General features: G+C 57.3%; 18 protein-coding genes. All 18 read right to left on the bottom strand.

From position 1 onward, the window contains the following. Positions 1–38: 38 nt before the first annotated feature. Positions 39–599 (bottom strand): ATP synthase F1 subunit delta, encoded by a 561-nt coding sequence (atpH, locus tag EDD73_RS04830; RefSeq protein WP_131918642.1) that lies wholly within the window; start codon positions 597–599, stop codon positions 39–41. Next, positions 593–1,090 (bottom strand): F0F1 ATP synthase subunit B, encoded by a 498-nt coding sequence (atpF, locus tag EDD73_RS04825; RefSeq protein ID WP_131918641.1) that lies wholly within the window; start codon positions 1,088–1,090, stop codon positions 593–595. Before atpF ends, atpH begins: the two co-directional genes overlap by 7 nt. A 111-nt stretch (positions 1,091–1,201) precedes the next feature. Continuing rightward, positions 1,202–1,438, bottom strand: a complete 237-nt coding sequence (atpE, locus tag EDD73_RS04820; RefSeq protein ID WP_131918640.1) for a F0F1 ATP synthase subunit C — start codon at positions 1,436–1,438, stop codon at positions 1,202–1,204. 135 nt (positions 1,439–1,573) lie between these two features. After that, positions 1,574–2,308: a F0F1 ATP synthase subunit A gene (atpB, locus tag EDD73_RS04815; RefSeq protein ID WP_131918639.1), complete on the bottom strand. Its 735-nt coding sequence runs from the start codon at positions 2,306–2,308 to the stop codon at positions 1,574–1,576. Positions 2,309–2,321: 13 nt separating this feature from the next. After that, positions 2,322–2,717, bottom strand: coding sequence for an ATP synthase subunit I (locus EDD73_RS04810; RefSeq protein ID WP_165876328.1), 396 nt, complete (start codon positions 2,715–2,717; stop codon positions 2,322–2,324). 44 nt (positions 2,718–2,761) lie between these two features. Further along, the gene (locus EDD73_RS04805) at positions 2,762–3,046 is read right to left on the bottom strand and encodes an AtpZ/AtpI family protein (protein ID WP_243116798.1); all 285 of its coding nucleotides are present in this window, start codon (positions 3,044–3,046) and stop codon (positions 2,762–2,764) included. Between the two features lie 225 nt (positions 3,047–3,271). Next, positions 3,272–4,435, bottom strand: a complete 1,164-nt coding sequence (gene wecB, locus EDD73_RS04800) for a non-hydrolyzing UDP-N-acetylglucosamine 2-epimerase (protein WP_131918637.1) — start codon at positions 4,433–4,435, stop codon at positions 3,272–3,274. Positions 4,436–4,495: 60 nt separating this feature from the next. Then, positions 4,496–4,972 (bottom strand): deoxycytidylate deaminase, encoded by a 477-nt coding sequence (locus EDD73_RS04795; protein WP_243116797.1) that lies wholly within the window; start codon positions 4,970–4,972, stop codon positions 4,496–4,498. 4 nt (positions 4,973–4,976) lie between these two features. Further along, complete coding sequence (locus EDD73_RS04790) at positions 4,977–6,224, bottom strand: serine hydroxymethyltransferase (RefSeq protein ID WP_131918636.1); 1,248 nt, start codon at positions 6,222–6,224, stop codon at positions 4,977–4,979. Between the two features lie 70 nt (positions 6,225–6,294). Further along, positions 6,295–6,843 (bottom strand): TIGR01440 family protein, encoded by a 549-nt coding sequence (locus EDD73_RS04785; protein WP_131918635.1) that lies wholly within the window; start codon positions 6,841–6,843, stop codon positions 6,295–6,297. 18 nt (positions 6,844–6,861) lie between these two features. Next, positions 6,862–7,323, bottom strand: coding sequence for a ribose 5-phosphate isomerase B (rpiB, locus tag EDD73_RS04780; protein ID WP_131918634.1), 462 nt, complete (start codon positions 7,321–7,323; stop codon positions 6,862–6,864). Positions 7,324–7,468: 145 nt separating this feature from the next. Beyond that, positions 7,469–7,930 carry a low molecular weight protein arginine phosphatase gene (locus tag EDD73_RS04775; protein ID WP_131918633.1) on the bottom strand — a complete coding sequence of 154 codons (462 nt, stop codon included), beginning with the start codon at positions 7,928–7,930 and terminating at the stop codon, positions 7,469–7,471. A gap of 30 nt (positions 7,931–7,960) precedes the next feature. Continuing rightward, positions 7,961–8,521 carry a manganese efflux pump MntP gene (locus tag EDD73_RS04770; RefSeq protein ID WP_131918632.1) on the bottom strand — a complete coding sequence of 187 codons (561 nt, stop codon included), beginning with the start codon at positions 8,519–8,521 and terminating at the stop codon, positions 7,961–7,963. 24 nt (positions 8,522–8,545) lie between these two features. Further along, the gene (locus EDD73_RS04765; protein WP_243116796.1) at positions 8,546–9,715 is read right to left on the bottom strand and encodes an L-threonylcarbamoyladenylate synthase; all 1,170 of its coding nucleotides are present in this window, start codon (positions 9,713–9,715) and stop codon (positions 8,546–8,548) included. Between the two features lie 2 nt (positions 9,716–9,717). Next, positions 9,718–10,605, bottom strand: a complete 888-nt coding sequence (gene prmC / locus EDD73_RS04760) for a peptide chain release factor N(5)-glutamine methyltransferase (protein WP_131918631.1) — start codon at positions 10,603–10,605, stop codon at positions 9,718–9,720. Beyond that, positions 10,598–11,662 (bottom strand): peptide chain release factor 1, encoded by a 1,065-nt coding sequence (gene prfA, locus EDD73_RS04755; protein ID WP_131918630.1) that lies wholly within the window; start codon positions 11,660–11,662, stop codon positions 10,598–10,600. Before prfA ends, prmC begins: the two co-directional genes overlap by 8 nt. 66 nt (positions 11,663–11,728) lie before the next feature. Next, a complete protein-coding gene (locus EDD73_RS04750; protein WP_131918629.1) occupies positions 11,729–12,586 on the bottom strand; it encodes a DUF1385 domain-containing protein in 858 nt (285 codons plus the stop codon). Positions 12,587–12,642: 56 nt separating this feature from the next. After that, on the bottom strand, positions 12,643–12,843 hold the full coding sequence (gene rpmE, locus EDD73_RS04745) for a 50S ribosomal protein L31 (RefSeq protein WP_131918676.1): 201 nt from the start codon (positions 12,841–12,843) through the stop codon (positions 12,643–12,645). Positions 12,844–12,872: the final 29 nt, after the last annotated feature.

Genomic DNA, 12,872 nt, shown 5'->3' with positions numbered 1-12,872 from the left:
CGGCGCAAGCGCGACAGGCGGTCTGCCACTATTTAACATTAGTTAGCTGTTGGCAGTGGCGCGCGCTGCAGCGTGGCTTTGAGGTCACGCAGTTTGCCGGCGATGCTGCCGTCGATGATCAGGTCGCCAATAGCGATGATCATGCCGCCAAGCAGGCTTGCATCGACCTTTTGTTGCAGGACGACGGTTTTACCTGTGGCTGAAGCGAGTTGTTCTTTTAACTTGGTTACCTGTCCGTCACTGAGAGCGACAGCGCTGGTGATATTGACATGGGCGATGTTGCGTACCTGGTTGGCCAGGAGTACGTATTCGCGGTAGATGTCGGCAAAATACGTCTCGCGACGCCGATCAATGACGAGCAAGATAAAGGCGCGGGCAGTAGCAGAGAATTGGGCCTGAGCCAGCAACTTCTCAACCAGTGCTTTTTTTTCAGCGACGATAATGGACGGGTGGAAGAGTACACGCTTGAGTTCCGCATTTTCTTCCAGCAGGGCGACAAAACTGCCCAATTCCTTTTCCAGTTGGTCGAGCGCCTTGTTTTCGACGCCGATGTCCAAGAGTGCTTGGGCATATCGGCGTGCTACAGCTCCAGTTAGCATGGCAAATTCCCCACTTCGCGGATCGCTTCATCCATGAGCTGGGCTTGCGTTTGGGCATCGATGTTCTTTTGGATGATCTTTTCAGCCGCCAGCATCGACAAGTTCACAGCGTAGTTGCGTACATCTTCCAGGGCTTTTTGCTTTTCCCGCTCGATTTCAGCAATCGCTTTTTGTTTCATGCTTTCCGCCTCGGCTTGGGCGGCGGCGACGATATCATGGGCACTTTCCTCGGCCGTCTTTTTCGCGGCTGCGAGGAGTTCATGGGCCTCTTGACGGGCCTTTTTCTGCTCTTGCGAGTAATCTGCACGCAGTTTGGCTGCTTCTTCGAGGTCTAACTCAGCACGTTTGATTTCAGTCTCAATTTTCGTGCGACGGTCATCGATGGCCTTCAAAATCGGGTTAAAGGCTACCGCTTTCAGAAGCGCTACCAGGAGCAGGAAGCTGGCGAGCATCGCGAAAAAGGTCGCGTTCAGGTTCAGGGCTTCTAGCATTGCACAACCTCCCAAGTGGAGAACGATAGGGAACGATATCCGTCCGTTATGCGGTCTTCAGACATGATGCCTGGCCACATTCGCGACGGCAACCGGGAATGGAAACCGAGATTACTTGCTGCCGATGTTGTAGAGCAAGAAGGCGATAACAACGGTGATGATCGGCAGAGCTTCGATCAGACCAACGGAGATAAACATGGTGGTTTGCAGTACGCCGCGCGCTTGCGGTTGACGAGCAATACCTTCAACCGTTTTGGCTGTAACCATACCGTTACCAATGGAGGCACCGAGTGCAGCCAGACCCACTGCGAGACCTGCACCTAAGAGAGCTAAAGCTTTGACTTCCACGAAAAGACCTCTCCTTTCAAAATCACCAAAATAATCATGGTATGTTGATGTGTCGGGCATGTAGCCCTTCCCATTTCAGGGACTGGTCAGCGGTCTGCATGCAGACCGGGATGGGGCGGACTGGGGCCGCCGGGATTAATGTCCGTCGGCCGCTTCGCCGATGGCTTGGGAAATGTAGACGATCGTCAGCACGGTGAAGACGAAGGATTGGATGACGCCGACGAAGGTGGAGAAGGCTAACCATACGACGTGGGGAATAAATCCACCCAGTACGTAGGTTAAACCAAAGGGGATAAAGGTCAACAGTACGGCGATCAAAACTTCACCGGCGTAGATGTTGCCATATAGACGGAAAGCCAGCGTCACCGGCTTGGTCACCAGTTCAACTGCATGCAAAGGGAAGAACGCCCAGTGCGGTGCGAAGAAGTGGCCAAAGTAGTGAGCGCCGTTGTACTTGATGCCGTAGTATTGGGCCAAGACGATCGTCAGGGTGGCCAAGGCCAAGGTGGTGTTTAAGTCGGCTGTTGGCGAAGCCATGTTCCCCCCTGCCTTGATGTGGCCGATTTCAAAGGTCAGGTTCGGGAAGAGCCCCAGGATGTTGGAGAAGAAAATGAACATGATCAGCGTTACCAGGTAGCTGAGCAAGCCGGCCATCTTCTTGTAGTCGCAGTTTTCGGCAACGAGTCCGCGGACAAAGTCGATGATGATTTCCCAGACAGCGACCAAACGGCCCGGTACACCAGTCGTCGCCGCCCGTCCGGCCATTGCCCCGAAGATTACCATAAAGATAATGACGATCCAAGTCATCACGAGGGTGTCCGCCCAAAAGTCCATCCCCAAGAAGTGCCATAAAGTTCTAGCGTGTTCCATGTTGTTTTCTGTTTCACTCCTTTCTCTGCGTAATTTCGGTATCGGCTCGTTGCGTCTCCACCCATCCCAGGAAGATGGAATAGAGGTGATAGCTGATCAAGCCGATTCCCGTAGCAAGGAGGTCAAACAGCCGGGGGTTTTGAAAAGCAATCAGCAGCGCCAGTGCCCCCAGCGCAAACCGCGACAGGGAACTAAGTTGAATGCTGCGCACCGCTTGTGCGGCCGGTTGTTCCTCCATGCGGCGAAGCCGCAGAATGAGTAGCCAGGAAGCCAGGAGCCCCGATGTCAACCCGAGGGCGAAACCGGCTGGCCACGCTGGTGTATCAACAAAAGGCACGAGCGCCAGGCAAGTACCCACCCCGAGGAGCGCCTGTCGCCACAGCCGTGCGAGAAGCCTGGATAGTTCCATGTTCGGCCTCATCCTCTCTCTCGATGAACAAGCGTTCCCTGGAATCAGGTACCGCCGTTTTTCGATGGGCCGTTGGTTGGCGAGGTACCGAACTTACGTTCGTCTTCGCGATAGTGTTTTTTTACCAGATGGTAGACGCTGAAAAACCCGCTGGCTACGCCCACCAACACGCCACAGAGCATGAGCCACGGGTCTGTCCCCAATTGGGTGTCTGCATAACGGCCGGCCATAAAACCAAGAACGACGGAAGCAGCAAATTGGGTACCGATCGACGAAACCAAGGCGATCGCCTTAAACGTGCGTCGTGTGTCACGCATAGAGCTCGTCAACGCGCTTCCTCCTACTTCAAGCTTCCCATCGTTATCCTCTCCTGGTGAATTGTCATTCATACCTCACCGGGAGCTATCGATTTAGGCCCGTCCTTTTTATTCCGACATAACCTATTCGGGGCGAAATTCGAAAATCCTGTTAGGATTCAAAAAAAACTTGGCGAGTACACAAAAATACAATCGACGACATCGGGGCGCCCGGTTCGCATCCGCCTTTTTTCTACGCTACGCTCGCGGGATAAAGGCGTCGGGTCGTTCCCCCGTAAGGCCAAAGTGATAGGCGATGGCTTGGGCGATGCGCTGCGATGCCTGGCCGTCACCGTAGGGATTCACCGCATTGGCCATGGCTCCATAGGCCAGGGGATCGCTTAGCAGCGTCAGCGCCTCACGGACGATCAGCGCGCCGTCGGTCCCGACCAGCTTCACCGTCCCGGCTTCCACCGCTTCGGGGCGTTCCGTCGTATCCCTAAGGACCAGGACCGGTTTGCCCAGCGACGGTGCTTCTTCTTGCATACCGCCGGAGTCCGTCAAGATCAAGGTAGAGCGTGCCATAAGGTTGACAAAGGGCTCATAATCCATCGGCTCGATCAAGTGAACGCGGTCAAGGTCGCCGAGCACTTCCGCCACCACACGTCGAACGGCCGGGTTTTTATGCACCGGGAAAATCACCACCGCCTTGGGCCGCGTTTCGATGATCGTCTTGAGCGCCGTATAGACCTGGCGCATCGGCTCACCAAGGTTTTCCCGGCGGTGCGTCGTCACCAGCAGCACTTCCTGCTTCGCAAAATCGATGGCATTAAGGGCCGGGTCGGCAAAGGTGTAATCGGGGCGAACGGTGGCCAGCAAGGCGTCGATAACCGTGTTGCCCGTGATATAAATGCCCGACGGGGCGACGGCTTCTTGCAGCAGGTTTTGCTCCGATGTGGCCGTGGGCGCAAAGTGCAATTCAGCGATGGCACCGGTCAAACGACGATTCATCTCTTCGGGAAAGGGCGAGTACTTGTTGCCCGTTCGCAGGCCCGCTTCAACGTGCCCAACAGGAATCTGCTGGTAATAGGCGGCCAGCGATGCGATAAAGGTGGTCGTCGTATCGCCGTGGACAAGCACCAGATCGGGCTTTTCACGGGTAAAGACGTCGCGCAGCCCCAGAAGCGCCCGGCTGGTCACATCGTACAGTGTTTGTTCCGGCGCCATGATGTTCAGATCTTCATCAGGAACAATGGAGAACAAGCGCAGCACTTGATCGAGCATCTCCCGGTGCTGGGCCGTAACGGCTACACGGGACCGGATCGGCTCGCCATAGGCTTCTAAGGCTTTCACCACCGGCGCCATTTTGATCGCTTCCGGACGGGTACCAAAAACAGAAAGGACGGTAATCGGTGAGCGCACGCAGTTTCATCTCCTCATCATCTGGAAAAAGTGCGATGAGGGGAGTATCCCCCCTCATCATCACGTCGCCTCTGGGGTCGCCTCCGTGCGTGGGTGATGGACCACTTCGATCCCGGGGGCCAGCGCCAGCCAGTCACAATCCATCGGATAATCGCGGGCATAGACCACGCGGGTGATACCGGCGGCAATGATCAACTTTGAACATTCGGCGCAGGGACGATCGGTCACATAGATGGTGGCATTTATTCGATCTTCCGGGTCACATTCCATCAATGCGTTCACTTCCGCATGAATGGTACGCACACAATGATTGTCGCGCATCAAGCATCCTTCGTCAAGACAATGGGGCAATTGCGGCGGGCTACCATTGTAGCCGGTCGCTTTAATTTTTTTATCTTTGACGATGACGGCGCCGACAAAACGGCGGGGGCAGGTGCTCCGGCTCCCGACTTCAAAGGCGATGTCGATAAAATAGCGATCCCAATCTTTGCGCATCTGCATCGTATCTCTCCCTTGATCGTTGGATGGGCCGGTCATCGTCTTATTCGCCTTCGTAGAGCGGGAACCGCCCACAAAGGTCCGCCACGATCGCCCGGGCTCGGTTCATGGCGTCTTCGCTGCCGTCGGTCAAGGTGCAATCGATCGCTTCGGCGATTTTGGCCATGGCCGCTTGATCCATACCGCGGGCCGTCGACGCCGGCGTACCGATCCGGATGCCGCTGGTGACAAAGGGGCTTTGGGGATCAAAGGGAATCGCGTTTTTATTGACGGTGATGTTGACTTCATCGAGGCGATGCTCCGCCGCTTTGCCGGTTAGGTTTTTGTTGCGCAGGTCCACGAGCATCAAGTGGTTATCGGTCCCGCCGGAAACGAGCGTAAAATCGCGGGCGACAAGCGCATCGGCCAGGGCCGCTGCATTTTCTTTGATCTGCTGTTGATAGGTCACAAAACCAGGGTCCATCGCTTCTTTAAACGCGACTGCTTTGGCCGCGATGATGTGCATCAGCGGACCGCCTTGCAAGCCGGGGAAAATCGCTTTGTTGACTTTGGCGGCCCAGGCTTCTTTGCAGAGGATCATGCCGCCGCGGGGCCCGCGCAAGGTTTTGTGCGTCGTCGTCGTGACAAAATCGGCATAGGGCACCGGGTTGGGATGGAGGCCGGCAGCGACCAGGCCGGCGATGTGGGCCATATCGACCATGAACATGGCGCCCACTTCATCGGCAATGGCGCGGAACCGAGCAAAATCAAGCGTACGCGGATAGGCGCTGGCACCGGCCACAATCAGTTTGGGCCGCGATTCTTTGGCGATGCGCAGCACTTCATCATAATCGATCCGTCCCGTATGTTCACCGACACCGTAGGACACAAAGTTAAAGTATTTCCCCGATAAGTTGACCGGCGAACCATGGGTCAAGTGCCCGCCATGGGCTAAGCTCATGCCCAGCACGGTGTCGCCCGGTTCCAGACAAGCAAAATAAACACCGATGTTGGCGTTGGCACCGGAATGGGGCTGCACGTTGGCATGTTCCGCACCAAAAAGTTGTTTGGCCCGCTCAATGGCCAGCGTTTCCACTTGGTCCACGAACTCACAACCGCCGTAGTAGCGTTTGCCCGGATAGCCTTCGGCATACTTGTTGGTCAGCACCGTACCGGCCGCTTCCAATACGGCTTCACTGACAAAATTTTCGGATGCGATCAGTTCGATGTTGTGCTGTTGACGGTGTTGCTCCTGGCCGATCAGTGCGGCCACTTCCGGATCGACTTGGGTGAGATGATTCCAGTTATTCATGTTGGTTCCTCCACTTTTTGATCTCGCTTTGCTTGGTTGCCCGCGCAAGCATGTACTGATATTGCTGTGATTAAGGCCGGCTATAGCAAGCGCGTTCGCCACCGATCAATTTAGGCCGCGTTCGGGCCGCATTGAGCCGGGCTTGACCGATCTGGCGCCGTTGCAAGCGAACCGGCACGGCTACGGGCCGCAAATGCATCCCGATCATCGTTTCACCGATATCCAATCCGGCATGGGCTTGTACCTGGGCGATGACCACCGGTTCGACAAAAGCCGCCATCGCTGCTGCTGCCAATGCACCGCCGGCCTGCGCCACCGGGTACACGGTCACTTCTTCCAAGTGCGGATAGATTTGCAACAGTGCGCGCTCCACGACCAGGGCACGATTCAAGTGCTCACAGCACTGGATCGCTAAAAAGATGTTTTTTTCACGGACGGCGCTCTGCAAACCGGCCAAAATCGCCTGGGCCGCTTCGGCCGATCCGGACGTACCGATGACCCTGCCGATCACTTCCGACGTACTGCAACCTACGACAAGGATCTGTCCGGCCTGCAGCGCTGCGATGCGGCAAAGCTCTTCCGCCGCATCGCGTACTTGGGCCTCGATCGCTTCGCTCACCCCAGTCGCCTCCTTCACTTAGCGCTCTAAGGCAGCGATCTTGTCCAGCCGCTTGGCGTGACGCCCCCCGGCAAATTCCGTTGTTACAAAAGCTTGGACGATCTCGCGCGCCAGTTCCGGTCCCGTTACCCGTCCACCCAAAGCCAGCACATTGGCATCATTATGTTCCCGTGCCATCCGTGCGGAGTAGGGCTCATGGCAAAGGGCAGCCCGGATCCCGGCAATTTTATTGGCGGCGATCGAAATGCCGATTCCGGTGCCGCAAACCACAATTCCGCGATCGTAATCACCGGCGGCCACAGCACGAGCCACTTTTTCACCGTAGTCCGGATAGTCCACCGACTGTTCCGAATCCGTGCCCAGATCGATAATCTCCAACGAACCCCCGTCGGCATCCGCGTTTTGGAGTCCCTGTAAAAAACCTTTTACTTCTTCTTTGAGCCGGAAGCCACCATGATCGCTGGCGATCGCAATGCGCATGATCATCATCCTATTCTTTCTGCACAAAATAATTTTAGATAAACATAAATTCGTTCGACATCCATTGGGCTATTCCCTTTTATCCTGATAAAAAACCGCAAAAAAAGCATCGACTTTGCCTGGTAGCCGATGCCTTTGACGAAGCTTACAACGGTCCTTCCGTTCGACGCAGCCGCGCCAACAGTGCCTGCAGCGCCGCAGTGAGTTCATCCGCACAAGCTTGATAGACTTCCTCATCGCCACCGTACGGGTCGGATACATCGCCGCTGCTACCGGCAAAGGCCAGCAGCTCATGAATTTTATGGGCATGCTCCGGCATGCGCTCACAAAGAAGCTGGCGATGGCGACCTTCCATCGTTAACACCAAGTCACTCTCAGCGACCAAGTCCAGTTGCACCGGCGTTGCGCGATGACCGGCCAGACTGATCCCGCGCTTGGCCATCACTTTTTGCGCCATCAACGATGCCGGCGCGCCACCGGCAGCAAAAATACCGGCCGATCGGATCGTCATGGTTCCCGCCGGTTCCTCCGCAAGCATCTGCTCCGCCAAGGCCTGCGCCATGGCACTGCGACAAGTGTTGCCAAAACAAACCAATAAAAGTTGCACCCGTTACCGCCCTCCGCTTCCTGCTTTCGATCATGGGCCCATGCCTAACCATAGCTTACCGCCGAGCACAAGCAAAAGCAAGCCGCCGGCCACCTGGGCAACACCGCCCATACGCTGCCCTGCATGGCGCCCCAACAAACTGCCGCCGAAACTCATCAAACCGGCGGCGGCGCCGATGCCCAGATACAAGGCGTTTTGCATCACACCGAGCGTCCCTAAGCCCACGCCGACGGTGAGGGCATCCAAACTGACACCAAACGCCAAAAGAACCAACTCCAGCACCGTCATCTTCGCGGCCGGCAGCGAACCGTCCCGGGCCGGTTGACAAGCAGTCCAGATCTCCCGCAGACCTAACCCCACAAACAGCAAAGCAACGGCCGGTCCGGCCCACTCACCGACAAACCGGCCCAACAGTGTACCAATCCACGTGCCGCCCCAAGGCATGCATACATGAAAAAAGGCCACGAGCAGCGCAAAACTTATAAGCGTGCGTAGTTGCACACCGCGCAACCCGATGCCGATCGCCACCGTACACGCATCGGCACTGAGCCCCAGCGCGAGACCGCCGATCATCCATGGATCCCAGACCACGCGATACGCCCCCTCGCTCTCCGGCTACCTCCTTACGTTATATGCCGGATTGCCTGCCGGCCATACGCGGCCACCAGCGCTTTTGCAGAGACGATTCATCAGGGCAGCACCGATACCTTCGGCTGGGTAGGTTTCGGCGACAATCATTGCCGCATCGGTATGATCAAAGGCACGCAAAGCGCGGAAGAGTTTTTTGGCGACCGTTGTCAATTGACCTCGCCGGCCGACGATGCCGACAATCAAGTGACCGGAACGGTACAGCACCCCTTCCGCCGATTCCGGCCGTACCAAAAGATCGCCCAGTTCCCGCAAGGTCTCCTCGGAGATCAGCAACCCCAGCGTCCCCCCTGCCGGAGGCGCTGCAATCGTACGGCGCAGCAGCGCCACTTGCGCTTCCCAAGGGCCGGGCAGCAAAAACACGTCCGCCGAAGGTGCGTAGTGGGTATATTTCATCCCTGGCGCTCGCGGTGCTTCTCCCACCGGATCGCCGACCGGCTCACCGGCCCGTTCCTGTTCCGACACGCCTTCCCCCTGCAAGCGTCCACCAGGCAGCAGCGGTCGCAACATATCGGCCGTAATGCCACCGGGCCGCAAGATCGCCGGCGGATCGACGGTCACATCGAGAACCGTCGACTCGACACCGACGGCGCAAGGACCGCCGTCAACGATCCCGTCGATACGCCCGCCCAGATCTTCGAGCACATGCACCGCATCGGTTGGGCTCGGCTTGCCGGAGCGATTGGCCGAAGGCGCCGCCACCGGCACACCGGCGGCACGAATCAAGGCTTCCGCCACGGGATGGGCCGGCCAGCGCACCGCCACAGTCGGTAATCCAGCCGTGACTTCCGCCGGTACCAGCGGCGATGCCGGCAAAATCAAGGTGAGCGGTCCCGGCCAAAAGCATTCAGCCAAGCGCTTTGCCAACGGGGGCAACCCCGTAATCAGCGGTGTCAAGGCCGCCCAGTCAGCGATATGCACAATCAGCGGGTTATCGGCAGGCCGACCTTTGGCCGCAAAAATGGCTTGTACCGCCTGCGCGTCCAGGGCATTGGCCCCTACGCCATAGACCGTTTCCGTCGGAAAGGCGACCAATCCCCCCTGGCGCAAGATCGCCGCCGCCGGCACGACGGCTTCCGCGACGGCCTCCGTCGTTGCTTGTTGCGGATCAACCTGCCATTGTCTTGTATCTTTCACGCTTATTTCGCCTCCCGACGATGCCACTGACCAACCACTACACGATCGAGCCCGGCCATATCGGCAATGACGCGCACACCGGCAAAGCCTTGCGCCCTCATCAGTCCCGCCACATCGCTTCCCTGGTCACAGCCGATTTCCACGACCAGCCAACCACCCGGCAAAAGCAACGCTGCTGCCTGGGGCACCAACCGGCGGTAACAGAGGAGACCGTCATCACCGCCATCAAGGGCCAGGTGGGGCTCAAAGCCGACCACTTCCCGCTGCAACCCCGCCAGATCACCGGTGCAAATATAAGGCGGATTGGACAGGATCATCGCCGGACGTTCACCCCGATCCAGCACGGGTTGCAGCAAATCACCCGGCAGCCACGTAATTTGCCCATTTACGCCGTGGCGTCGGCCGTTTGCCCGGGCCACCGCCAGGGCGGCTTCCGAACGATCGATCGCCAGCACCGTCCGGTCCGGCAGTTCCCGCGCCAGCGCCACAGCAATCGCCCCGGAACCGGTACCGACATCGACAATCGACCCCGGCAAGGCCGTCGCCGGGTCGCGCAGCAAGGCCAGCGCCGTTTCCACCAACACTTCCGTGTCGCCCCGCGGGATCAGCACGTCCGGTGTCACAGCAAAATCCAGGCCCCAGAATTCCTGCTGTCCCGTAATGTATTGCAGCGGCCGGCCGCAGCAGCGCTCGGCGAGCCACCGCGACCACTGCTGCTCCGTTTTTTCTTCCAGAGGATCGCGCAAGCGCGCCAAAAGCCCCGCCCGCCGGAGACCCAGCAGCGAGGCCAATAACACTTCGGCTTCCAGCCGCGGCGAAGGGATGGCCGCTTCTGTAAAAGCCGCTACCCCCTGCCGCAATGCCTCGCCGATGGTTTTTTGCTTATTCAATGTCTTTCAACTTCTCCGCTTGATCTGTCGTCACCAAGGCATCGATGACCTCTGTCAGATCGCCGTCCAAGATCGTGTCCAGTTTGTGCAGCGTCAAGCCGATGCGATGATCCGTCACGCGCCCTTGGGGAAAGTTATAGGTGCGGATGCGCTCGGAACGATCGCCCGATCCAACTTGGGACTTACGCACGCTGGCCATTTCCCCTTGCTGTTCTTCCTGGGCTTTTTCCAACAACCGCGCCCGGAGCACACGCATGGCCTTATCCTTGTTTTTCAACTGGGATTTTTCATCTTGGCAGGAAACGACAACGCCCGTCGGTATATGGGTAATCCGCACCGCTGATTCGGTTTTGTTAACGTGCTGGCCACCGGCACCGGAGGCGCAAAACACATCGATGCGCAGTTCATTGGGATTGATGTCGATCTCCACTTCTTCCGCTTCCGGCAAGACGGCGACCGTCGCTGCCGACGTATGGATACGACCGCTGGCTTCGGTTGCCGGTACCCGCTGCACCCGGTGTACCCCGGACTCGAACTTAAGCTTGGAGAAGGCGCCGCGCCCTTCGATCAGGAAGATCACTTCTTTGAAACCGCCGATGTCGGTATAGTTGGCCGACAACAATTCCGTGCGCCACCCCTGCCGATCGGCGTAGCGCGTGTACATGCGATAAAGATCACCGGCAAACAGCGCCGCTTCTTCACCACCGGTACCGGCGCGCACTTCGACGATGACGTTCTTTTCATCGTTGGGATCTTTGGGCAGCAGCAACAGCTTCAGCGATTGTTCCAGCGCCGCCCGGCTTTGGGCCAATTCTTTGAGCTCCGCTTCAGCCATCTCGCGCATCTCCGGATCGTCTTCGGCCAGCATCAGTTCGGCCGTTTCCTGATCGGCCAAGATGCCCTTATACTGCCGGAACACTTCGACGATTTCCGTCATTCCGGCTTGCTGCTTGGCGTGACGTTGCCACGATGCTTGATCATTGATCACTTCGGGGTCACTGAGCAGCGACGTTAGTTCTTCATAGCGCTGCTCCAACACTTCTAATTTATCAATCATGCCACTCTCACCTGCTTTGCTTGAACTTCCCATTTTCGATTCTCTTTTACGTCGTGGCGTACGTACTTAGCGCCGTACGGCCTGGAGTGCATGAATCGCCACTTCCACTTGCTGATCATCGGGCTCCCGCGTCGTCAAGCGCTGCAACCAAAGCCCCGGTAAGATGAACAAGCGCACCAGCCCCATCGCGGGATACTTGCCGGAAAGCTTGATCAACTCATAACTGATCCCCGCCACCAGCGGCACCAAGGCCAAGCGAAAAAGTACTTTCATGGCCAGCGCCGCATCGGGCAACAACGAAAAGACCAAGATCTTCAAGACCATCACAAAAAGCAAAAAACTGGTGCCACAGCGCGGGTGCTCCGTCGTGTAGCGCTGGGCGTTATCGACGGTCAGTTCCACACCGGCTTCATGGGCATGAATCACTTTGTGCTCAGCACCATGATATTGAAACACCCGCTGGATCTCGGGCATGCGCGCCATCAACAAAATGTAGGCAAAAAAAACGCCGATCCGGACGATACCTTCCAACAGATTCTGCAAAAAGAGATTAGGCACCCAAGCGCGCACCAAATGGGCCGCCGATGTGGGCACCACAATAAATAAAAAGGCACCGGCGAGCATGGCAATGGCGATGGTAACCGCAATCTCGGTACTGCTCAGTTGCTCTTCTTCGTCCTCACCTTGCTGGCTGGCCGAAAAGGAAAGCGCTTTGATGCCCAGCACCAGCGCATCGATTAACGCCCCCGTACCGCGCAAGATGGGCGTCTTCATCAACCAAGACGCATTGAGCCAAGAAGCGATCGGCTGCCGCTGCACCACAATGCTGGCATCGGGACGGCGAACGGCGATGGCCATTTCGTCGGGACCACGCATCATCACGCCTTCAATCACGGCTTGCCCGCCGTAGGTAAAGTTCCCCATAAGCGCCTCCTTTGCATAGAAAAATAGCAGAGCACAAAAGAGCTCTGCTACACGGCTTACATACCGTATTTCTTCTTGAACTTGTCGACCCGTCCACCGACCTCAACCAGACGAGATTTCTTGCCGGTGTAAAAAGGATGGCATTTGGAACAGACATCCACTTTGATTTCTTTGCGCGTCGAGCCTGTTTCAAATGTTTCACCGCAGGCGCACATCACGTTGCTCCGAAAATAATTCGGATGGAGCCCTTCTTTCACAGGGTTCACCTCTTTCCCACCCAGACCAG

Source organism: Heliophilum fasciatum (assembly GCF_004341395.1).
In the GTDB taxonomy this organism is placed as follows: Bacteria; Bacillota; Desulfitobacteriia; order Heliobacteriales; family Heliobacteriaceae; genus Heliophilum; species Heliophilum fasciatum.
The sequence above is the reverse complement of the archived record's forward strand: the minus strand, read 5'-3'. Positions and strand labels throughout refer to the sequence as shown.